Source organism: Stappia sp. TSB10P1A (assembly GCF_900185725.1).
Lineage (GTDB): Bacteria > Pseudomonadota > Alphaproteobacteria > Rhizobiales > Stappiaceae > Stappia.
Map to the genome: position 1 here is coordinate 96,209 of NZ_FYAU01000024.1, position 19,516 is coordinate 115,724.

The following is a 19,516-nucleotide window of genomic DNA, read 5'->3' on the forward strand; positions in this document are numbered from 1 at the left end:
TCCTGCGAAAACGGACGCGATCAGGCGGCAAGGCTGGTGGCGGCGTCGACACCGAGCATCAGGTTGAGGTTCTGCACGGCCGCCCCCGAGGCGCCCTTGCCGAGATTGTCGTAGACGGCCATCAACACCACCTGCGCCCTTGCGTCATTGGCAAAGACATGCAGGCGCATCCGGTTGGTGCCGTTGAAGATCTCCGGATCGAGGTCCGGCGCCTTGTCGGAACCGCTGAGCGGCGCGACATCGACGAAGGAGCCTTCCAGCGCGCCGTAATGCGCCTCCAGCGCGGCGTGGATCTCGGGCCCCGTCGGCGCCTTGGCAAGGCTCTCGAGGCGCAGCGGCACCGCCGTCACCATGCCTTGCGCGAAATTGCCGACCGCCGGCACGAAGATCGGCGTTGCGGCAAGCCCGGCAAAGCGCGTCATCTCCGGCAGGTGCTTGTGGTTGAGCGTCAGCGCGTAGGGCAGGAAGGCCGGCTTGGCGGCCCCTTCCGCCTCATAGGCCTCGATCATCTGCCGCCCGCCGCCGGAATAGCCGGAGATGGCATTGACCGTCACCGGATGGTCGGCCGGCAGCAGCCCGGCATCGATCAGCGGCCGCAGGCAGGCGATCACCCCTTGCGGATAGCAGCCCGGATTGGCGACGCGCTTCGAGGCGGCGATCGCCGCGCCCTGCCCGGCCGTCATCTCGGCAAAGCCATAGTCCCAGCCCTCGGTGATCCGGTGCGCCGTCGAGGCGTCGATCACCCGCGTGGTGTCGTTCTCGATCAGGGCGATGCTCTCGCGCGCCGCATCGTCCGGCAGGCACAGGATCGTCACGTCGCAGGCGTTGAGCAGCTCGGCGCGGGCGCCGAGGTCCTTGCGCCGCTCCGGCGCGATGGACAGGAGTTCGAGGTCGCGGCGACGGGCCAGGCGCTCGCGGATCTGCAGACCCGTCGTGCCGGCTTCGCCGTCGATGAACACTTTCGCGACCATGGTTCGTCTCCGTGAAAGGGGCCCCTCCGGAGCGACAGCGTTCCGGGCAGCCAATGCTCTGCCGGCGGCCGAAGGGGCTCCGGTCGCGGGCATCGGCTTGCGTTCTACACCAGGGCGCGGCCCCTGTCATGTGCGCCGGTCGAGACGATGCGGCGGATCGCGGTCTCAGGCGGTCGCCGGCTGGCGCGCCATCGCGTGATACTCGGGATTGGGGCGCATGTCGGTCGCCGCCGCCACCCGGTTCGACATGTTGAAGAAGGCCGCCACCGCCGAAATGTCCCAGATGTCCCGGTCGGAAAAGCCGGCATCGCGCAGGGACTGCCGGTCGCCCTCCTGCATTTCCGCCGGCCGCTCGGTCAGCTTCACCGCGAAATCGAGCATCGCCCGGTGGCGCGGCGACAGTTCGGCGACGCGGTAGTTCATCACCATCAGTTCGCCGAGTTCCGGCTCGCCCGAGAGCTGGCGCACCGCCGCGCCATGCGCGGTCAGGCAGTAGAAGCAGCGGTTCACCGCCGACACCGCCACGGCGATCATCTCGCGCTCCAGCTTGCTGAGGCCGCTGTCGGCCAGCATCAGATCGTTGTACATCTGGGTGAAGGCGGAGAGCTTCGCCTCGTTGAACGCATAGGCGGCGAGCACGTTCGGCACCATGCCGAGCTTCTCGCGGCACTTGTCGAAATAGGCGCGCGTCGCCTCGCTGAGCTCGCCCTCGTCCGCGATCGCCAGCGCGATCGGCCGGTCCGTTGCGTCCATGTCATGCTCCTCCCTTAGATCTTGCGGCGATATCGGTAAGCCCTTCCGAATTCGGACACCTTTGACCGATAGCGGTGAATCCGGTTCGGGAAAGGATTCCCTCGCGCCCCTACTCGCTCTAGCATGCCGTGCTACCGGCGGCGACCGCGGGATGCACCCCGCGCCAGCCAAGCCCGGTGCAAACACGAGAACCGGGCGCGATGGGATGACACCCGTTCAGACATGACCCGGATGGTGGGGGACCAATGCCCGAAGCACGTGAGCAAGCAAAAGCCCAACTGATCGACACGGTGGCGGGCGCGCTCGAACCCGATGTGGGAGGGTTTGCGCGCGACCTGTTCGCGCGCGGCGCGGCGGAGGATCTCATCAGCTATCCGGCCGGCGACCTGATCGCCATCGCCCGCACCGCCTGGGCCGAGATGGCGAGCCACCCGCTCGGCTCCCACCGCGTCCACATCTACAATCCCGCGCCGACCGGCGAGGACAGCCGCTTCGACGAGGTCACCCTCGTCGAGATCTTCAACGACAACATGCCGTTCCTCGTCGATTCGGTGATGGGCGAGCTGCAGGCGAGCGGCTTCGAGGCCCGCCTGGTGCTGCATCCGATCCTGACGGTCGAGCGCGACGCCGACGGCCGGCTCCTCGCCTTCCACGGCACGGCCAAGGCGAAGGCCGAGGGCAGCCGCCGCGAGAGCGTCATCCACATCCATGTCGGGCGGATCGACGCCAGCATCGAGCGCGAGCAGCTCGCCGAACGGCTCGACCAGGTGATGAAGGACGTGCGCGCCGCCGTCACCGACTGGGTGCCGATGCGCGAGCGCCTCGCCGCCGCCATCGCCACCTACAAGACCGCCCCGCCGCCGGTGCCGGTCGACGAGCTCGCCGAGGCGATCCAGTTCCTCGAATGGCTCGCCGCCGACAATTTCACCCTGCTCGGCATGCGCGAATATTATTTCGAGGGCGGCGTCGCCGAGGGCGAGCTGTCGCACCGGCGCGGCTCGGGCCTCGGCCTGCTCGCCGATCCGGACGTGCGCGTGCTGCGCCGCGGCTCGGAATTCGTCGTCATCACGCCGGAGATCCGCGAATTCCTGATGAAGCCGGAGCCGCTGATCGTCTCCAAGGCCAACGTCAAGAGCCGGGTGCATCGCCGCGTCCACATGGACTATGTCGGCGTCAAGGTGTTCGACGAGACCGGCGAGCTCGCCGGCGAATTGCGCATCGTCGGCCTGCTCACCGCCACCGCCTACACGCTCTCCACCCGCAGCATTCCCTTCCTGCGGCGCAAGGTCGACAGCGTGCTGGCGCGCGCCGGCTACGATCCCGACAGCCATTCGGGCCGGGCGCTGACCAACGTGCTGGAGAGCTATCCGCGCGACGAGCTGTTCCAGATCGACCCGGACCTGCTCTATCATTTCGCCCTCGCCATCCTGCAGCTCGACGAGCGCCCGCGCATCCGCGTGCTGGCCCGGCGCGACCGCTTCGACCGGTTCGTCTCGATCCTGTGCTACGTGCCGCGCGACCGCTACACCACCGAGGTGCGGCTGAAGATCGGCGCCTATCTCGCCAGGGTCTATGACGGCCGCCTGTCGGCCTGGTACGTCACCTATCCGGAAGGCCCGCTCGCCCGCGTCCACTTCATCGTCGGCCGCGACCGGGGCGAGACGCCCGACCCCGCCCAGGAGGATCTGGAGCAGGACGTCGCCGGCATCGTCCGCACCTGGGCCGACGGCTTCCGCGAGGCGCTGCGCGCCGCCTATGGCGGCAACAAGGCGCTCGAACAGGCGACGCGCTATGCCGACGCCTTCCAGGCCGGCTACCGCGAGCTCTATGGCGGCGAGACGGCGCTCGCGGACATCCGCATCGTCGAGAAGCTGGGCGAAGCCTCCGACACCGCGCTTGCCTTCTCCCGCCGGCCGGAGGATGCGCCCAGCCGGGTCGTGCTCAAGGTCTATCACCACCTGCGGCCGATCCCGCTGTCGGCGCGCGTGCCGATCCTGGAGAATATCGGCTTCAAGGTGATCAACGAGCGCACCTATCGCATCACCCCGTCCGACCGGCCGCTCGCCTATCTGCACGAGCTGACGCTGGAGCCGGCCGGCGGCGGCGACATCGACCTCACCGACGACCTGCGCGGCCGGCTGGAGGCGATCTTCCTGGCGGTGTGGCGCGGCCAGGCGGAATCCGACGGCTACAACGCCCTTGTCCTCAATGCCGGGCTCGCCTGGCGCGACATCGCCATGCTGCGCGCCCTGTCGCGCTATCTGCGCCAGGCCGGCATCCGCTTCTCCGAGGACTACATGTGGCGGACGCTGAACCGCTACAGCGACGTCGCCGCCCGGCTGGTCGAGCTGTTCCACCTGCGCTTCGATCCCGGCCTCGACGGCGCCGACCGCGCCCTCGGCGCGGCCCGGGTCGAGCAGGAGATCACCGACGCGCTCGACAAGGTCGACAGTCTCGACGACGACCGCATCCTGCGCCGCTTCGGCAACATCATCGCGGCGATGCTGCGCACCAATTTCTTCCAGCTCGACGCCCATGGCCAGCCGAAGCCGACCTTCGCCTTCAAGCTGGATCCGCAGCGCATCGAGGATCTGCCGCTGCCGCGACCCTTCCGCGAGATCTTCGTCTACAGCCCGCGCGTCGAGGGCGTGCACCTGCGCTTCGGCAAGGTGGCGCGCGGCGGCCTGCGCTGGTCCGACCGGGCGCAGGACTTCCGCACCGAGGTGCTCGGCCTCGTCAAGGCGCAGCAGGTGAAGAACGCGGTGATCGTGCCGGTCGGCGCCAAGGGCGGCTTCGTGCCGAAGCTGCTCCCCGAGGGCGGCAGCCGCGACGAGGTCTTCGCCGAAGGCACCAAGGCCTACAAGATCTTCATCTCTTCGCTGCTCGACGTCACCGACAACCTGTCCGGCGACAAGGTCTGGCCGCCCGAGCGCGTCGTGCGCCACGACGAGGACGACCCCTATCTGGTGGTCGCCGCCGACAAGGGCACCGCGACCTTCTCCGACACCGCCAACGGCATTTCGGAGAGCCGCAACTTCTGGCTCGGCGATGCCTTCGCCTCCGGCGGCTCGGCCGGCTACGACCACAAGAAGATGGCGATCACCGCGCGCGGCGCCTGGGAGGCGGTCAAGCGGCATTTCCGCGAGATGAACCGCGACATCCAGCGCGAGCCCTTCACCGTCGCCGGCGTCGGCGACATGTCGGGCGACGTCTTCGGCAACGGCATGCTGCTGTCGAAGGCGATCCGCCTGGTCGCCGCCTTCGACCACCGCGACATCTTCCTCGATCCCGATCCGGATCCGGCCACGAGCTGGGAGGAGCGCAAGCGCGTCTTCGACCTCGGCCGCTCCTCGTGGAACGACTATGACACCGCGCTGATCTCGGAGGGCGGCGGCGTCTTCTCGCGCCAGTCGAAGTCGATCCCGCTGTCGCCGCGGGCGCAGGAGATGCTCGGCCTTGCCAAGGCCAAGGCGACGCCGCAGGAGGTGATGAACGCCATCCTGAAGATGCAGGTCGACCTGCTGTGGTTCGGCGGCATCGGCACCTATGTCCGCGCGGCCGAGGAGAGCGACGCCGATGTCGGCGACCGCGCCAACGACGCGATCCGCGTCACCGCCGGCGAGGTCGGGGCCAGGGTCATCGGCGAGGGCGCCAATCTCGGCATGACCCAGCTTGCCCGCATCGCCTTCAACCGGCGCGGGGGGCGCAGCAATTCCGACGCCATCGACAATTCGGCCGGCGTCAATTCCTCCGACATGGAGGTCAACATCAAGATCGCGCTCGGCGCCGCCGTGCGCGCCAACCGGCTGACCGTCGCCGACCGCAACGTGCTGCTGGCGGCGATGACCGACGAGGTCGCCGACCTGGTGCTGCGCAACAACTACCTGCAGACGCTGGCGATCAGCCTGACGGAAGCGCGCGGCATGGAGGATTTCGGCTACCAGCGGCGGATGATGCGCCAGTTGGAGCAGGCCGGCCTTCTCGACCGCGCGGTCGAGCAACTGCCCGACGAGGCGGCGCTCGACGAGCTCGCCGCTAGCGAGACCGGCCTCACCCGCGCCGAGATCGGCGTGCTGCTCGCCTATGCCAAGATCACCCTGTTCGACCGGCTGCTCGACAGTTCGGTGCCGGACGACAGCTATCTGGCGCGCGAGCTGTTCCGCTACTTCCCGCCGGAAATGCAGGAGGCCTATGCGGCGGAGATCGAGGGGCACCGGCTGCGGCGCGAGATCATCTCGACCATGCTCGCCAACTCGATGATCAACCGCGGCGGTCCGACCTTCCTCACCCGCATCGCCGACCAGACCGGCGCCGAGCCGGCGCAGATCGCCCAGGCCTTCGCCGCCGTGCGCGACGCCTATGGCCTGACCATCCTCAACGGCGAGATCGACGCGCTCGACACCCTGATCGACGGCCAGGTCCAGCTCGGCCTCTACCGCGCGGTGCAGGATCTGGTGCTGGAGCAGTCGGTGTGGTTCCTGCGCAACGTCTCCTTCGCCGGCGGCCTTGAATCCGTCGTCTCGCGCTTCGGCACCGGCATCGCCGCCCTCGCCCCGACGCTGGCCGGGCTGGTGCAGCCGGCGCTCAAGGCCGAGATCGAGGCGCAGACCCAGCGTCTTTGCGACGCCGGCGTCCCCGATCCGCTGGCCGCCCGCATCGCCCGCCTGCCGGTCGAGGCGGCGCTGCCCGACATCGTGCTGATCGCCGAGCAGACCGGGCGCGAGCTGACCGACGTCGCCGAGGTGTTCTTCCGCGTCGCCGGCCATTTCCGCCTCGGCGCGATGGAGGCCAAGGCGCGCGCCTTGAAGATCTCCGACTATTATGACGGGCTGGCGCTCGACCGGGCGCGGGCGACGCTGGCCGGCGCCCATCGCGACGTCACCGCCGAGGCGCTGGCCGCCGGCGGCTTCGATGCCTGGCTGGCGGCCAACGAGGCGCGCGTCGCGCGCACCGCGCGGGCAGCCGGCGAGATCATCGAGGGCGACCTGTCGGTGTCGAAATTCTCGGTCGCCGCCGGCCTGCTCGCCGAGCTTGCCGGATGAGCGCATCGCCTGCCGCCGCCGACCTCGCCGGGGAGGCGCATGTCGCGCACTCCGGCGAGGGGGGCCTGCTGCCGCCGCGCCGGGGCGCGGTGGTCAGTTGGCTGTTCTTCGACTGGGCGGCCCAGCCCTTCTTCACGCTGGTCACCACCTTCGTCTTCGCGCCCTATTTCGCCTCCGCGCTGGCCGCAACGCCGGCGCAAGGCCAGGCGCTGTGGGGCTATGCCACCGCCGCCGCCGGCCTTTCCATCGCCCTGCTCGCGCCGGTCCTCGGCGCCATCGCCGACCGCACCGGCGCCCGCAAGCCGTGGATCGCCGGCTTCTCGGTGCCGCTGCTCGTCGGCTCCGCCGCCCTGTGGTTCGCCGTGCCGGGCGAGCCATGGGCCATCGCCATCGCGCTTGTCGGCTTCGCCGTCGCGACGCTCGGCGTCGAATTCGCCACCGTCTTCAACAACGCCATGATGCCGGACCTCGTGCCCCGCGCCCGGCTCGGCCGGCTGTCGGGCAACGGCTGGGCGCTCGGCTATGCCGGCGGCCTCGTCTCGCTGGTCATCGCCCTCGGCCTGATGGCGGCCAGCCCGCAGACCGGGCTGACGATGCTGGGGCTGGAGCCGATCTTCGGGCTCGATCCGGCGACGCGCGCCGGCGACCGCGCCTCCGGTCCGTTCTCGGCGATCTGGTATGTCGTCTTCGTGCTGCCGCTGTTCCTCCTGGTGCCGGACGTGCCGCGCCGGCCGGTGACGCTGGGCGCCGCCGTGCGCCAGGGCCTCGGCGACCTCGCCGCCACCTTGCGCGAGGCGCGCGCCGACCGCCGCATGGTGCTCTTCCTCGCCGCCAACATGGTCTACAAGGACGGGCTGGTCGCGCTCTTCGCCTTCGGCGGCATCTATGCCGCCGGCGTGCTCGGCTGGTCCTCCATCGAGATCGGCACCTTCGGCATCCTGCTGACCATCACCGGCACGTTCGGCGCGGTGATCGGCGGCCGGCTCGACGACCGGCTCGGGCCGAAGCGGGTGATCTCCGGCGCCCTTCTCGTGCTGATCCTGTGCGGCCTCGGCCTCGTCTCGGTCGACCGCGACACGGTGTTCTTCGTCGTTGAGGTAAGCCCGGCGCAGCCGGGCGCGGGCCTCTTCTCCAGCCTGCCGGAACAGATGTTCCTGGTGCTCGGCGGCCTCCTCGGCGCCGCCGCCGGTCCCCTGCAGGCCGCCTCGCGCACGCTCCTGGTGCATGTCTCGCCGCCCGGCGCAATGACCCGCTATTTCGGCCTCTTCGCCCTGTCGGGCAAGGTGACGAGCTTCCTCGCACCGCTCCTCGTCGGCCTCGTCACCGCCGCCACCGCCAGCCAGGCGGCCGGCATGGCGGTGATCCTGCTGTTCTTCGCCGCCGGCCTTGCCCTGCTGACGCGGGTTGCCGACCGGCCGCACTGATCACTCCCCAAACGAAAGCGGGCCCGAAACGCGAACGGGCGGGGTTTCCCCCCGCCCGCTTCAAATCCCCGCGCCAAATCCGGCGATGGCGCTTTGCGAGGCGCCTCAGGCGCTCTGCTTGGTCGCCGCCCGCTCCGCCCGCTTGCGGTCATGCGGGTCGAGCAGCGCCTTGCGCAGGCGGATGGTCTTCGGCGTCACCTCGACCAGCTCGTCGTCGTTGATGTAGGACAGCGCCGCCTCCAGCGACAGGCGGATCGGCGTCGTCAGCCGCACCGCCTCGTCCTTGCCGGACGCGCGCACGTTGGTGAGCTGCTTGCCCTTCAGCACGTTGACTTCCAGGTCGTTGCCGCGCGTGTGCTCGCCGATCAGCATGCCGCGATAGACCTTGACGCCCGGATCGATCAGCATCGGTCCGCGCTCTTCCAGGTTGAACAGCGCATAGGCCACCGCCTCGCCGTCGCCGTTGGAGATCAAGACGCCGGTGTGACGGCCGGCGATCTCGCCCTTGTACGGCGCGTAGTCGTGGAACAGGCGGTTGAAGATCGCCGTGCCGCGCGTGTCCGACAGGAGCTCCGACTGGTAGCCGATCAGGCCGCGCGTCGGCGCGTGGAACACCAGCCGGGTGCGGCCGGCGCCAGACGGGCGCATTTCCAGGAGGTCGGCCTTGCGCTCTGACAGCTTCTGCACGACGACGCCGGAATGCTCCTCGTCGACGTCGATGATCACTTCCTCGATCGGCTCCAGCCGCTCGCCGTTCTCGCCGGTGCGGAACACCACGCGCGGACGGCCGACGCACAGTTCGAAGCCCTCGCGGCGCATGTTCTCGATCAGGATCGCGAGCTGCAGCTCGCCGCGGCCGGCGACGATGAAGGCGTCGGCCTCGGTGCTGTCCTCGATCTTCAGCGCGACATTGCCCTCGGCCTCGTCCATCAGCCGCTTGCGGATGACGCGCGACTGCACCTTGTCGCCCTCGGTGCCGGCCAGCGGCCCGTCATTGACGCGGAAGGTCATCGACAGGGTCGGCGGATCGATCGGCTGGGCCGGCAGCGGCTCGCTGAACTCGGGCGCGCAGATCGTGTCGGAAACGGTCGCCTCGCTGAGGCCGGCGATCGAGACAATGTCGCCCGCCTCGCCCTTGTCGATCGGCTGGCGCTCCAGCCCGCGGAAGGCCAGCACCTTGGAGATGCGGCCGGTCTCGACCAGCTTGCCGTCGCGCGACAGCGCCTTGACCGCCATGTTCGGCACCGCCTCGCCCGAGACGATGCGCCCGGTCAGGATGCGGCCGAGGAACGGGTTGGCCTGCACCGTCGTCGCCAGCATGCGGAAGGCGCCCGGCTCCGCCTTCGGCGGCTTGACATGGGCGCGCACCAGATCGAACAGCGGGTCCATGGAGTCCTTCGGACCCTCCGGATCGCTCGCCATCCAGCCCTGCTTGGCCGAGCCGTAGAGCACCGGGAAGTCGAGCTGCTCCTCGTTGGCGTCGAGCGCGGCAAAGAGGTCGAACACCTCGTCCAGCACCTCCTCGGCGCGCTGGTCCGGCTTGTCGATCTTGTTGATCGCGACGATCGGGCGAAGGCCGAGCTTCAAGGCCTTGCCGAGCACGAACTTGGTCTGCGGCATCGGCCCCTCGGCCGCGTCGACCAGGAGCACCACGCCGTCGACCATGTGCAGGATGCGCTCGACCTCGCCGCCGAAATCGGCGTGGCCGGGCGTATCAACGATGTTGATGCGCGTGTCGCCATGGGTCAGCGAGGTGACCTTGGCGAGAATGGTGATGCCCCGCTCCCGCTCCAGGTCGTTGGAATCCATCATCCGCTCTTCCGTGCGCTGGTTGTCGCGGAAGGCGCCCGACTGCTTCAGCAGCACGTCGATCAGGGTGGTCTTGCCATGATCGACGTGCGCGATGATGGCGATATTGCGCAAGTCCATGTTCTGGCTGCTCCGGAAATGACAACGCGGGCCCACCGGGACCCGCGGATTTTCGCGCCCTCTATACAGTCAGAGCCGGATTCTTGCAACGCAGCATTACGCGCCACCGGCTTGACAGGTGCGCGGGACGGGCGCATTTGATAAGGCAGCCATATTATCTGGGAAGCTTATGGAACCCGATCTCCCGACCCGGCCGCTCGGGTTTCTCGTCGGCGACATCGCCCGGCTGCTGCGCCGCCGCTTCGAGAAGGCGCTGGCTGAGGCCGACACCGGCCTGACCGTCGGCGAGGCGCGCACCCTCGCCTTTGTCGAGCACTATCCCGACCAGCGCCAGGGCGCGCTGGCCGAGCGCTTCGGCGTCGAGCCGATGACCATGTGCGGCTTTCTCGACCGGCTGGAGGCGGCCGGCCTCGTCGCCCGCCGCCCCGACCCGTCCGACCGGCGGGCCAAGCTCGTCGCCTTGACGGCGGCGGCCGAACCGGTGCTGGACCGCATTCATGCCGAGGGCCTTGCCATCCGCCGCGCCGCCCTGGCCGGCATGAGCCGGCCGGAGATGGACGCGGTCTATGCCCTGCTGGAGCGCATGCACGCCAACCTGCACGCCTCCCCCGATCAGATTTCAGACCAGATATCAGACCAGACGCCCGACCAGGCACCCGACCAGGCACCCGACCAAAAGCCCGACCAATCGGACCGCGCATGAGCAGCACCGCCCCCGTTTCCCAGGCGATCGACAGCCTTCCCCCGCTCGACCCCGCCCTTGCCCCCGGCGCCCCGCGCGCGCAGACCGGGCGGCCGGCCCCGCCGGACGGCGGCCCGATCATGAGCGAGATGCACACCTCGCTGCTCGGCGCTGCGCTGGTCGCCATCGGGCCGATCACCATGGCCCTCTACACCCCGGCAATGCCGGTGCTGGCCGAGGCCTTCGGCACCACGCAGGGTGCGGTCAAGCTGACGCTGACCGCCTATTTCGCCGGTTTCGCGCTGACCCAGCTCGTCTGCGGCCCGCTGTCGGACGCTTTCGGCCGCCGGCCGGTCACAATCGTCTTCCTGGCGCTCTATCTCGCCTCGACGGTGCTCGCGACCTTCGCCCCCACCATCGAATGGATGATCGTCGCCCGCACCCTGCAGGGCGTCGGCGCCTCGGTCGGCGTCGCCGTCGCCCGCGCCATCGTCCGCGACCAGTTCACCGGCCAGACCTCGGCCCGGATCATGAACACCATCGCCATGATGCTGGCGGTCGGCCCGGCGCTGGCGCCGACCATCGGCGGCGTCACGCTGGAACTGTTCGGCTGGCGCGAGATCTTCTGGGCGATGCTGATCTACGGCCTTGTCCTCGGCCTTGCGGTGCTCGCCTGCCTGCGCGAGACCAATCCCTATATCGACCGCGCCAACCTGCGGCCGCGGGTGCTGCTGCGCAATTACTGGACGCTGCTGAGCGACCCGCGCTACATGCAGCCCAGCCTGCTGGTCGGCTTCGGCATCGGCACCATCTACACCCTCGCCTCGGTGCTGCCCTTCGTGATGATCGACCATGTCGGCCTGACGCCGAGCCAGTTCGGCTTCGGCATGATGGTGCAGTCCGGCTCGTTCATCTCCGGCACCATCGTCGCCGGCATCGCCATGCGCCGGGTCGACGCGGCGCGGCTGCTGCCCTTCGGCATGACCGGCATGGTCGCCGCCGCCACGGCGCTGCTCGCCTCGCTGCTGCTGCTGCCGCCGACCTTTCTCGGGGTGATGCTGCCGGTCGGGGCCTTCGCCTTCTCCCTCGCCCTGTCGCTTCCCTCCACCACCAGCGCGGCGCTGCAGGGCTTCCCGCGCATGGCCGGCGCCGCCTCGGCGCTGATGGGCTTCCTGCAATTCGGCGCCGGTCTCCTCGGCAGCCTGGTGATCGCCGCGCTCGGCAATCCGCTGCTCGGCATCACCCTGGTGCCGCCGGCCATGCTGTTCGTCGCGGTCGCCTCCTATCTGCTGCTCGGCCGGATCAACGCCCGCCGCGACGCGGCGCCGGGCAAGGCCTGACGCTGCGGCATGCCGCGTCATGCGATTGGGCCTTGACGCGGCGGGGCGAACGTCGCAAACCCGCGAGCGAAACGCCCCGGCCGTGGTGCCGGGCCGGGACCTCGCGCCGCAGCGGGTCCGCGCCAGACCGGGGCATCGCACAAGCCGGGGCATCGCGCATGACATCATCTCACCGGGAGCACGGGTCCCCTTCGCCGGCCCCGCAGGCACGGGCGCCGCGCCTCCTGCGCCATAGCCGCGGCGTGCTGCCGTTCGACCGGCCGCGGGTGATGGGCATCCTCAACATCACGCCGGACTCCTTCTCCGACGGCGGCCGCTTCCTTGCCCGCGACGATGCGCTCGCCAGCGCCCGGCGGATGATCGCGCATGGCGTCGACGTCATCGATGTCGGCGCCGAGAGCACCCGGCCGAACGCCCTGCCGGTGCCGGCCGAGGAGGAATGGCGCCGCCTCGCCCCGGTGCTGGCGGCGATCATCGCCCTCGGCGCGCCCGTCTCCATCGACACCTACAAGGCCGACGTCGCCGCGAAGGCCTGCGCCCTCGGCGCGGTCATCGTCAACGACATCTGGGGCCTGCAGAAGGATCCGGCGATGGCCGCCACCATCGCCGAGACCGGCGCCGCCGTGATCATGATGCACAACCGCGAGACCACCGATCCCGGCCTCGACATCATCGCCGATATCGACCGCTCCTTCGAGCGCTCGATGGAGATCGCCGCCCGCGCCGGCATTCCGCCGGAGCGGCAGATGCTCGACCCCGGCATCGGCTTCGGCAAGACGCCGGACCAGAGCTACAAGACGATCAACCGGCTGGAGCATTTCGCCCGCCACGGGTTGCCGCTGCTGGTCGGCGCCTCGCGCAAGCGGCTGATCGGCGCCGTGCTCGATGTCGACACCGAGGACCGGCTCTACGGCTCCCTCGCCCTGCACACCATCGCCTTCATCAAGGGCGCGGCGATGGTCCGCGTCCACAATGTCCAGCCGCATGTCGATGCCGCCCGCATCGCCCATGCCACCATGAGCGAGCACGCCGGATGAGCGCAGCCCAACACGAGGATCTGGTGCGCGCCGCGCTCGGCCTCGGATCGAACATCGGCGACACGCTCGGCCATCTGGAGGCGGCGCTCGCCGCGCTGGCCGCAACGCCCGGCATCGTCGTCGTCGCCCGCTCCTCCGACTACCGCACCCCGCCCTGGGGGCCGGTGCCGCAGGACGACTATCGCAACGCCTGCGTGGTGATCGAGACCCGGCTGTCGCCGCGCGCCCTGCTCGACCGCTGCCTGGAGATCGAGCGCGGCCTCGGCCGCGTCCGCGATGTCCGCTGGGGCCCGCGCGTCATCGATATCGACGTGCTGATCTATGGCAACACGCGGATCGAGGAGGACGGCCTGACCATCCCGCATCCGCGCATGGGCGAGCGCGCCTTCGTGCTGGTGCCGCTGGCCGAGATCTGGCCGGACGCGCCGCTCGGCGACGGCCGCACCGCGCGCCAGGCGCTCGCCACCTGCCCGGGCCGCGACGAGGTCCACCCCATCAGAGACTGATCCGGGCCGCGCGCCGTCCGCCGAAAACCCGCTTACCGCTTGGCGTCGCGGCCAAAATTCGGCGCGTCGGTCTCCTGGCCCGCCTCGACGATCGAGCGGCGGATGCCGCGGGTGCGGGTGAACAGCTCGAACAGCGCCTCGCCGTCGCCCCAGCGCACCGCCCGCTGCAGGGCCGACAGGTCCTCGGAAAAGCGCGCCAGCATCTCCAGGATCGCGTCCTTGTTGTGCAGGCAGACGTCGCGCCACATGGTCGGATCGGAGGCGGCAAGCCGCGTGAAATCGCGGAAGCCCGAGGCGGAATACTTGATCACTTCCGACTTGGTCACCGTCTCCAGGTCGTCGGCGGTGCCGACGATGTTGTAGGCGATGATATGCGGCACATGCGAGACGATGGCCAACACCAGGTCGTGATGCTCGGCATCCATCGTGTCGACCATCGAGCCGCAAGCCCGCCAGAAGGCCGAGAGCCGCTCCAGCGCCGCAGGGTCGGTGCCCGGCACCGGCGTCAGGATGCACCAGCGGTTGCGGAACAGCTCGGCAAAGCCCGCATCCGGACCCGAATGCTCGGTGCCGGCGATCGGATGGCCGGGGATGAAATGCACCCCGTCCGGCAGATGCGGCGCCATCTGCCGCACCACCGAGGCCTTGGTCGAGCCGACATCGGTGACGATGGCACCCGGCGCCAGTGCCGGGGCGATCCATTTCGCCACCGCCTCGCTGGCGCCCACCGGCACGCAGAGGATGACGAGATCGGCGCCGCTCACCGCCTCGGCGGCATCGAGATGATAGCTGTCGCCGAGCCCCAGTTCCTCGGCCCGGCGCAGCGTCTGCTCCGAGCGGGTGGAAATGGCGATCTCTCCGGCCAGCCCCTCGCGCCGCGCCGCATGCGCGATCGAAGAGCCGATGAGACCGATGCCGATCAGGGCAAGGCGGCGGAATTTCGGATCTGACATGAAAAGGCCTGACACTTGCGGCCGCCGGCGCCGGGCGCGGCGGCCATCGCCGGGACGCCTCAGCGCCCGGCGAGGAACTCCTTCAGCACCGAGACGACCTCGCGATTGGCCTCCTCGCTGCCGATCGACATGCGCAGCGCATTCGGCAGCCCATAGGCGCCGACGGCCCGCAGCACGCATCCCCGCGCGCTCAGATAGGCATCGGCCTCCGCCGCCGTGCGGCCGGGCTCCTCGGGGAAGTGGATCAGCACGAAATTGCCGACGCTCGGCGTGACCGCAAGGCCCAGCGCCGCCACTTCCCGGCTCACCCAGGCGAGCCAGGTGTCGTTATGGGCGACCGCCGTTTCCAGGAAGGCGCGGTCGCGCACCGCGGCGATGCCGGCGGCCTGTGCCGCGGCGGAGACGTTGAACGGCCCGCGCACCCGGTTCAGCGCGTCGATCACATGCGCCGGGCCATAGCCCCAGCCGATGCGCAGCGCCGCAAGGCCATAGATCTTGGAGAAGGTGCGGGTCATCAGCACGTTCTCCGCCGTCGCCGCCAGTTCGACGCCGGCCTCGTAGTCGTTGCGACGGACATACTCCGCATAGGCCGCGTCCAGCACCAGCAGCACATGCGGCGGCAGGCCGGCATGCAGGCGGCGGATCTCGTCGAAGGGCAGATAGGTGCCGGTCGGATTGTTCGGATTGGCGAGGAACACCACCTTGGTGCGCGGCGTCACCCGCGCCAGCAGCGCATCCACATCCGTCGTCAGGTCCCGCTCCGGCGCGACCACCGGCGTGCCGCCGGCGGCCAGCACGGCGATCTTGTAGACCAGGAAACCGTATTCGCTGTAGAGCCCCTCGTCGCCCGGGCCGATATAGGCGCGCGCCACCAGCTCCAGGATCTCGTCCGAGCCGTTGCCGCAGATCATCCGCTCCGGGTTGAGGCCATAGACGTCGGCGATCGCCTCGCGCAGGCCCGTCGAGCCGCCGTCCGGATAGAGCTCCAGATGGCCGGCACAGGCGCTGAACGCCTCCACGGCGCGCGGGCTCGGGCCCAGCGGCGTCTCGTTGGAGGACAGCTTGTGGAGCTTGGCGCCCCCCGTCGACTTGGTCCGGCCGGGCACATAGGCGGCGATGTCGAGAATGCCGGGACGCGGCTCGGGACGGGACGGGGAACGGGGATCGGCGGTCGTCAGCATGGCCGAAATTCCTGACTGCGGGCTGTCTCGGCCGGCGGGCAGGCCGGCCGCTTGCAAGAACACCGGCCGGCGCCCGCTTTCGAGCAGGCGCCGGCCAGCGCATACTCATAGGCAGTGCGCCTTGCGAAAGCAAAAGAAAACATTGACCTTGTCGGGACGTGCTCCTACGTCTCGTGGTCCCGCAGGCCGGGAGCCCGGACGGGAGCCAGGACGGGGCCCGGCCAGGAACCGGCAAGGAGCCGGAACGGGCCTGCGGGCGCGTTGCAGCCGGCGCGCCGAAGGGTTTCGGGCCGCTGCCACGCCGCCAACGGAACGCCGCTATAGGAACGCCATCAGGAGGATGTCCGGCGCAGATGAGCAAGGACACGACCGCCGAACAGAGCCCACTGGACCAGGGCCCGCCGGAGCTGCGGGCCGCGCCCGCCAGCGAGGCTGACACGCCGTCGAGCCGCGTCGAGAAGTTCGGCGGCGACAGGGCCTTGCAGCTCGATTGCGGCACCGTGCTCGATCCCTGGCAGATCGCCTACGAGACCTATGGCACGCTGAACGAGGACCGCAGCAACGCGATTCTCGTCTGCCACGCGCTGACCGGCGACCAATATGTCGCCTCGCGCAACCCGCTGACCGGCAAGCCCGGCTGGTGGTCGCTGCTCGTCGGCCCCGGCAGGCCGGTCGACACCGACCGCTTCTTCGTCATCTGCGCCAATGTGCTCGGCGGCTGCCTCGGCACCACCGGGCCGGCCTCGACAAATCCGGCGACCGGCCGGCGCTGGGGCCTCGACCTGCCGCTGGTGACGATCCGCGACATGGTTCGCGCCCAGGCGGTGCTGCTCGACCATCTCGGCATCGAGACGCTGTTTTCCGTGGTCGGCGGCTCGATGGGCGGCATGCAGGTGCTGCAATGGGCGGTGAGCTATCCCGAGCGGGTGTTCTCCGCCGTGCCGATCGCCGCCGCCGCCCGCCACTCCTCGCAGAACATCGCCTTCCACGAGGTCGGCCGCCAGGCGGTGATGGCCGATCCCAACTGGTGCGGCGGGCGCTATTTCGAGCGCGGCGTGCGCCCCTCCAAGGGGCTGGCGGTGGCGCGCATGGCCGCCCACATCACCTATCTCTCCGACCCGGCGCTGCACCGCAAGTTCGGCCGCAACCTGCAGGACCGCGAGGCGATCACCTTCGGCTTCGACGCCGATTTCCAGATCGAGAGCTACCTGCGCCACCAGGGCATGACCTTCGTCGACCGGTTCGACCCCAACTCCTATCTCTATGTCACCCGGGCGATGGACTATTTCGACCTGGCGGCGGATTTCGGCGGCTCGCTGCCGCGCGCCTTCCTGCATTCGCCGACCCGCTTCTGCGTCATGTCCTTCACCTCCGACTGGCTGTTTCCCACGGCCGAGAGCAAGGCGGTGGTCAAGGCGCTGAACGCGGCCGCCGCCAACGTCTCCTTCGTCGAGGTGGAGAGCGACCGCGGCCATGACGCCTTCCTGCTCGACGAGCCGGAAATGTTCCGCACCGTGCTCGGCTTCCTGACCGGCGCGGCGCATGCGCGCGGGATCGCCCCGCCGGCGGGAGGGTTCGCATGAGCGTGACGGCCATCAGCACACCCGAGGCGGCGGTGGATGCGCCGCCGGTTCCGACCACCGCGCCGCAGGCGGCGGGCGGCGGCGCGCGCGGCGACCATCGCCTCGTCGCCGATCTCGTTGCGCCCGGCTCGCGGGTGCTCGACATCGGCTGCGGCGAGGGCGAGCTGCTCGACCTTCTGATTCGCGAGAAACAGGTCGACGGGCGGGGGCTGGAACTGTCGCAGGCCGGCGTCAATGCTTGCGTCGCGCGCGGCCTCTCCGTCGTCCAGGGCGACGCCGACCGCGACCTTGCCGACTATCCGGACGATGCCTTCGACTTCGTCATCCTCAGCCAGACCCTGCAGGCGACCTACGCGCCGCGCCGGGTGCTGGAGGAGCTGCTGCGCATCGGCTCCAACGTCATCGTCTCCTTCCCGAATTTCGGCTTCTGGCGCAACCGGCTGCAATTGCTGCTCGGCGGCCGCATGCCGGTCACCGACTACCTGCCCTATTCCTGGTACGACACGCCGAACATCCATTTCTGCACGATCCGCGACTTCGTCGCCCTGTGCCAGGAGGCCGATGCGCGGATCGTCAAGTCGATGGCGCTGGATGCGCGCGGCCGTCCGGTCGGCTTCAGCGCACCTTGGTGGGTCTGGAACCTGATCGGCGAACAGGCGCTGTTCCTGCTGAAACGCTCGTAAGGCCGGACTTGCTGAACCCGGAGCCGGCGCGCCCGTTCATGCCGGGCGCGGCGCCCTCCGGCACGAAGACCGGGCGCAGCGCCTTCAGCAGCCGCGTCTCGCCGCCGGCCGGCGCGCCGCGGAACAACTGCTTCTCCGCCTCGATCACCAAGAGCCCGGCAAAGGCCGGCCACAGCCGGCGGCCGATCCGGTCCCAGGCCGGCGCGCTGCGCAGCACCAGCCGCGAGCGGGTCGGCGGCAGGCACAGCGCCTCGTCGCTTCCCGACGGGCGGAACTGGCAGGCGCGCAGCAGCCCCTCGATCTGCCCCCGCGAGAACGGCCGGCCGTAGCCGAACGGGGATATCTCCGAGCGCGCCCACAATCCCCGCCGGTTGGCGACGACGACGATCATCCGCCCGCCCGGCACCAGCACCCGCCAGATCTCGCGCAACAGCGCTTCCGCATCCCCGCAATGGTCGAGGCAGTGGACCACCAGCACATTGTCGAAGACGTGATCGGGGAACGGCAGTTCGGTCTCGTCGACCAGCACCGCCGAGTTGCGCCCGCCGCGCGGCCAGGCGACCACGCCCTGCGCCGCCGGCATCGCGGCGATGCAGCGCTCCGCCTCCTCCAGATAGGGCCGCATGTAGGGGGCGGCATAGCCGACCCCGAGCAGCGCCCGGCCTGTCAGGTCGGGCCAGCGGGCGCGGATCCGCGCGCCGACCAGCACCCGCATCATCCGCCCGAGCGGCAGGTCGTAGAAGGTACGCTGGTGCTGGACGTCGAGATACATGCTGACCCGCCTGCGGCAGACCCCGGCGGGGCGTGCGGGCCGATTGAACCCGTTGCGGCGTTTGGATGCAACAGCGCAACTTTTCGGGATTTCGAGACGGAATTTTGCAAAATCCGTCTCAATTTTTCTCAATATTGGTAACACACTGAAATTAAATAGCTATTCATCCGGGGTCGCATCGGCGTCGATGGGCGGGGCCCCCGCTCCCGCCCGCTCGATCAACCGCAGCAGGGCGCGGCGCAGCGTCTCGATTTCCCCCTTTCCGATCGCCTCGACCAGCCGCGCCTGATGCGCCCTTGCGGCGAGGATAAGCTCGTCGACATGCGCCTCGCCCGCCGGCGTCAGCCGCACCCGCACCCGGCGCCGGTCCTCGGCGTCCTCGTGGCGGTCGACCAGCCCCTTGCCGACCAGCTTGTCGACGGTCTTGGAGATCGCCGGCTGCTTGGCGAGGCAGCTTTTCGCCAGATCGCCGACGGTCAGCCCCTCGTCCGCCCCCTTCAGCGAGGCGAGGACCCGCCACACCACGACCGGCACGCCGCGCGCCCGCACTTCCTCGTGGAATTCGGCGCTGGCGACGCTCGACGCCCGCGCCAGCAGGTAGAGCAGATAGCCGTCGACGAAGCGCCCGGACGGGCCGTCTGCCGCGATGTCGGTCATTGC

Annotated in this window: 15 protein-coding genes; 8 read left to right on the forward strand and 7 right to left on the reverse strand. The window is 69.8% G+C overall.

All coding sequences use genetic code 11. From position 1 onward, the window contains the following. Nucleotides 1–20: 20 nt before the first annotated feature. Nucleotides 21–971 (reverse strand): N-acetyl-gamma-glutamyl-phosphate reductase, encoded by a 951-nt coding sequence (gene argC, locus TSB10P1A_RS09065; RefSeq protein WP_186387598.1) that lies wholly within the window; start codon nucleotides 969–971, stop codon nucleotides 21–23. Nucleotides 972–1,136: 165 nt separating this feature from the next. Further along, nucleotides 1,137–1,724, reverse strand: a complete 588-nt coding sequence (locus TSB10P1A_RS09070; protein WP_186387599.1) for a peroxidase-related enzyme — start codon at nucleotides 1,722–1,724, stop codon at nucleotides 1,137–1,139. A gap of 245 nt (nucleotides 1,725–1,969) precedes the next feature. Here TSB10P1A_RS09070 and TSB10P1A_RS09075 point away from each other — a divergent pair, with 245 nt between their 5' ends. Both TSB10P1A_RS09075 and TSB10P1A_RS09080 read left to right on the forward strand, forming a co-directional pair. Continuing rightward, nucleotides 1,970–6,766: an NAD-glutamate dehydrogenase gene (locus TSB10P1A_RS09075; RefSeq protein ID WP_186387600.1), complete on the forward strand. Its 4,797-nt coding sequence runs from the start codon at nucleotides 1,970–1,972 to the stop codon at nucleotides 6,764–6,766. Then, nucleotides 6,763–8,190 carry an MFS transporter gene (locus TSB10P1A_RS09080; protein WP_186387601.1) on the forward strand — a complete coding sequence of 476 codons (1,428 nt, stop codon included), beginning with the start codon at nucleotides 6,763–6,765 and terminating at the stop codon, nucleotides 8,188–8,190. The genes TSB10P1A_RS09075 and TSB10P1A_RS09080 overlap by 4 nt, the downstream gene beginning before the upstream one ends. Nucleotides 8,191–8,295: 105 nt before the next feature. Here TSB10P1A_RS09080 and typA read toward each other — a convergent pair whose 3' ends face one another. Continuing rightward, entirely contained in the window at nucleotides 8,296–10,119 is a 1,824-nt protein-coding gene (gene typA / locus TSB10P1A_RS09085) for a translational GTPase TypA (RefSeq protein ID WP_186387602.1), read from the reverse strand. Nucleotides 10,120–10,288: 169 nt separating this feature from the next. Here typA and TSB10P1A_RS09090 point away from each other — a divergent pair, with 169 nt between their 5' ends. The 4 genes from TSB10P1A_RS09090 to folK all read left to right on the forward strand — a co-directional run bounded on the left by TSB10P1A_RS09090 (nucleotide 10,289) and on the right by folK (nucleotide 13,684). Further along, nucleotides 10,289–10,822, forward strand: coding sequence for a MarR family winged helix-turn-helix transcriptional regulator (locus TSB10P1A_RS09090; protein ID WP_186387603.1), 534 nt, complete (start codon nucleotides 10,289–10,291; stop codon nucleotides 10,820–10,822). Then, on the forward strand, nucleotides 10,819–12,141 hold the full coding sequence (locus TSB10P1A_RS09095) for a multidrug effflux MFS transporter (RefSeq protein WP_208987053.1): 1,323 nt from the start codon (nucleotides 10,819–10,821) through the stop codon (nucleotides 12,139–12,141). The genes TSB10P1A_RS09090 and TSB10P1A_RS09095 overlap by 4 nt, the downstream gene beginning before the upstream one ends. Before the next feature lie 158 nt (nucleotides 12,142–12,299). Continuing rightward, the gene (gene folP, locus TSB10P1A_RS09100; protein ID WP_208987054.1) at nucleotides 12,300–13,178 is read left to right on the forward strand and encodes a dihydropteroate synthase; all 879 of its coding nucleotides are present in this window, start codon (nucleotides 12,300–12,302) and stop codon (nucleotides 13,176–13,178) included. Next, entirely contained in the window at nucleotides 13,175–13,684 is a 510-nt protein-coding gene (gene folK / locus TSB10P1A_RS09105) for a 2-amino-4-hydroxy-6-hydroxymethyldihydropteridine diphosphokinase (RefSeq protein WP_186387604.1), read from the forward strand. The genes folP and folK overlap by 4 nt, the downstream gene beginning before the upstream one ends. A 32-nt stretch (nucleotides 13,685–13,716) precedes the next feature. Here folK and TSB10P1A_RS09110 read toward each other — a convergent pair whose 3' ends face one another. Beyond that, nucleotides 13,717–14,637 carry a prephenate/arogenate dehydrogenase family protein gene (locus TSB10P1A_RS09110; protein ID WP_186387605.1) on the reverse strand — a complete coding sequence of 307 codons (921 nt, stop codon included), beginning with the start codon at nucleotides 14,635–14,637 and terminating at the stop codon, nucleotides 13,717–13,719. Between the two features lie 59 nt (nucleotides 14,638–14,696). After that, complete coding sequence (gene hisC / locus TSB10P1A_RS09115) at nucleotides 14,697–15,818, reverse strand: histidinol-phosphate transaminase (RefSeq protein ID WP_186387606.1); 1,122 nt, start codon at nucleotides 15,816–15,818, stop codon at nucleotides 14,697–14,699. 353 nt (nucleotides 15,819–16,171) lie between these two features. Between hisC and TSB10P1A_RS09120 the strand changes: the two genes are divergently transcribed. Together TSB10P1A_RS09120 and metW are read left to right on the forward strand one after the other, a co-directional pair. Continuing rightward, a complete protein-coding gene (locus tag TSB10P1A_RS09120; RefSeq protein WP_186387607.1) occupies nucleotides 16,172–17,401 on the forward strand; it encodes a homoserine O-acetyltransferase in 1,230 nt (409 codons plus the stop codon). After that, nucleotides 17,398–18,084: a methionine biosynthesis protein MetW gene (metW, locus tag TSB10P1A_RS09125; protein WP_186387608.1), complete on the forward strand. Its 687-nt coding sequence runs from the start codon at nucleotides 17,398–17,400 to the stop codon at nucleotides 18,082–18,084. The genes TSB10P1A_RS09120 and metW overlap by 4 nt, the downstream gene beginning before the upstream one ends. On the opposite strand, the gene TSB10P1A_RS09130 is transcribed toward metW, so the two are convergent. Both TSB10P1A_RS09130 and TSB10P1A_RS09135 read right to left on the reverse strand, forming a co-directional pair. After that, a complete protein-coding gene (locus tag TSB10P1A_RS09130; protein WP_186387609.1) occupies nucleotides 18,017–18,856 on the reverse strand; it encodes a class I SAM-dependent methyltransferase in 840 nt (279 codons plus the stop codon). The genes metW and TSB10P1A_RS09130 overlap by 68 nt on opposite strands. A 159-nt stretch (nucleotides 18,857–19,015) precedes the next feature. Then, entirely contained in the window at nucleotides 19,016–19,513 is a 498-nt protein-coding gene (locus tag TSB10P1A_RS09135) for a MarR family winged helix-turn-helix transcriptional regulator (RefSeq protein ID WP_186387610.1), read from the reverse strand. Nucleotides 19,514–19,516: the final 3 nt, after the last annotated feature.

Bases quoted from the DNA above. Each gene is read 5' to 3' on its own strand.
- argC (WP_186387598.1), bottom strand. From the start codon at position 971: ATGGTCGCGAAAGTGTTCATCGACGGCGAAGCCGGCACGACGGGTCTG.
- TSB10P1A_RS09070 (WP_186387599.1), bottom strand. From the start codon at position 1,724: ATGGACGCAACGGACCGGCCGATCGCGCTGGCGATCGCGGACGAGGGC.
- TSB10P1A_RS09075 (WP_186387600.1), top strand. From the start codon at position 1,970: ATGCCCGAAGCACGTGAGCAAGCAAAAGCCCAACTGATCGACACGGTG.
- TSB10P1A_RS09080 (WP_186387601.1), top strand. From the start codon at position 6,763: ATGAGCGCATCGCCTGCCGCCGCCGACCTCGCCGGGGAGGCGCATGTC.
- typA (WP_186387602.1), bottom strand. From the start codon at position 10,119: ATGGACTTGCGCAATATCGCCATCATCGCGCACGTCGATCATGGCAAG.
- TSB10P1A_RS09090 (WP_186387603.1), top strand. From the start codon at position 10,289: ATGGAACCCGATCTCCCGACCCGGCCGCTCGGGTTTCTCGTCGGCGAC.
- TSB10P1A_RS09095 (WP_208987053.1), top strand. From the start codon at position 10,819: ATGAGCAGCACCGCCCCCGTTTCCCAGGCGATCGACAGCCTTCCCCCG.
- folP (WP_208987054.1), top strand. From the start codon at position 12,300: ATGACATCATCTCACCGGGAGCACGGGTCCCCTTCGCCGGCCCCGCAG.
- folK (WP_186387604.1), top strand. From the start codon at position 13,175: ATGAGCGCAGCCCAACACGAGGATCTGGTGCGCGCCGCGCTCGGCCTC.
- TSB10P1A_RS09110 (WP_186387605.1), bottom strand. From the start codon at position 14,637: ATGTCAGATCCGAAATTCCGCCGCCTTGCCCTGATCGGCATCGGTCTC.
- hisC (WP_186387606.1), bottom strand. From the start codon at position 15,818: ATGCTGACGACCGCCGATCCCCGTTCCCCGTCCCGTCCCGAGCCGCGT.
- TSB10P1A_RS09120 (WP_186387607.1), top strand. From the start codon at position 16,172: ATGAGCAAGGACACGACCGCCGAACAGAGCCCACTGGACCAGGGCCCG.
- metW (WP_186387608.1), top strand. From the start codon at position 17,398: ATGAGCGTGACGGCCATCAGCACACCCGAGGCGGCGGTGGATGCGCCG.
- TSB10P1A_RS09130 (WP_186387609.1), bottom strand. From the start codon at position 18,856: ATGTATCTCGACGTCCAGCACCAGCGTACCTTCTACGACCTGCCGCTC.
- TSB10P1A_RS09135 (WP_186387610.1), bottom strand. From the start codon at position 19,513: ATGACCGACATCGCGGCAGACGGCCCGTCCGGGCGCTTCGTCGACGGC.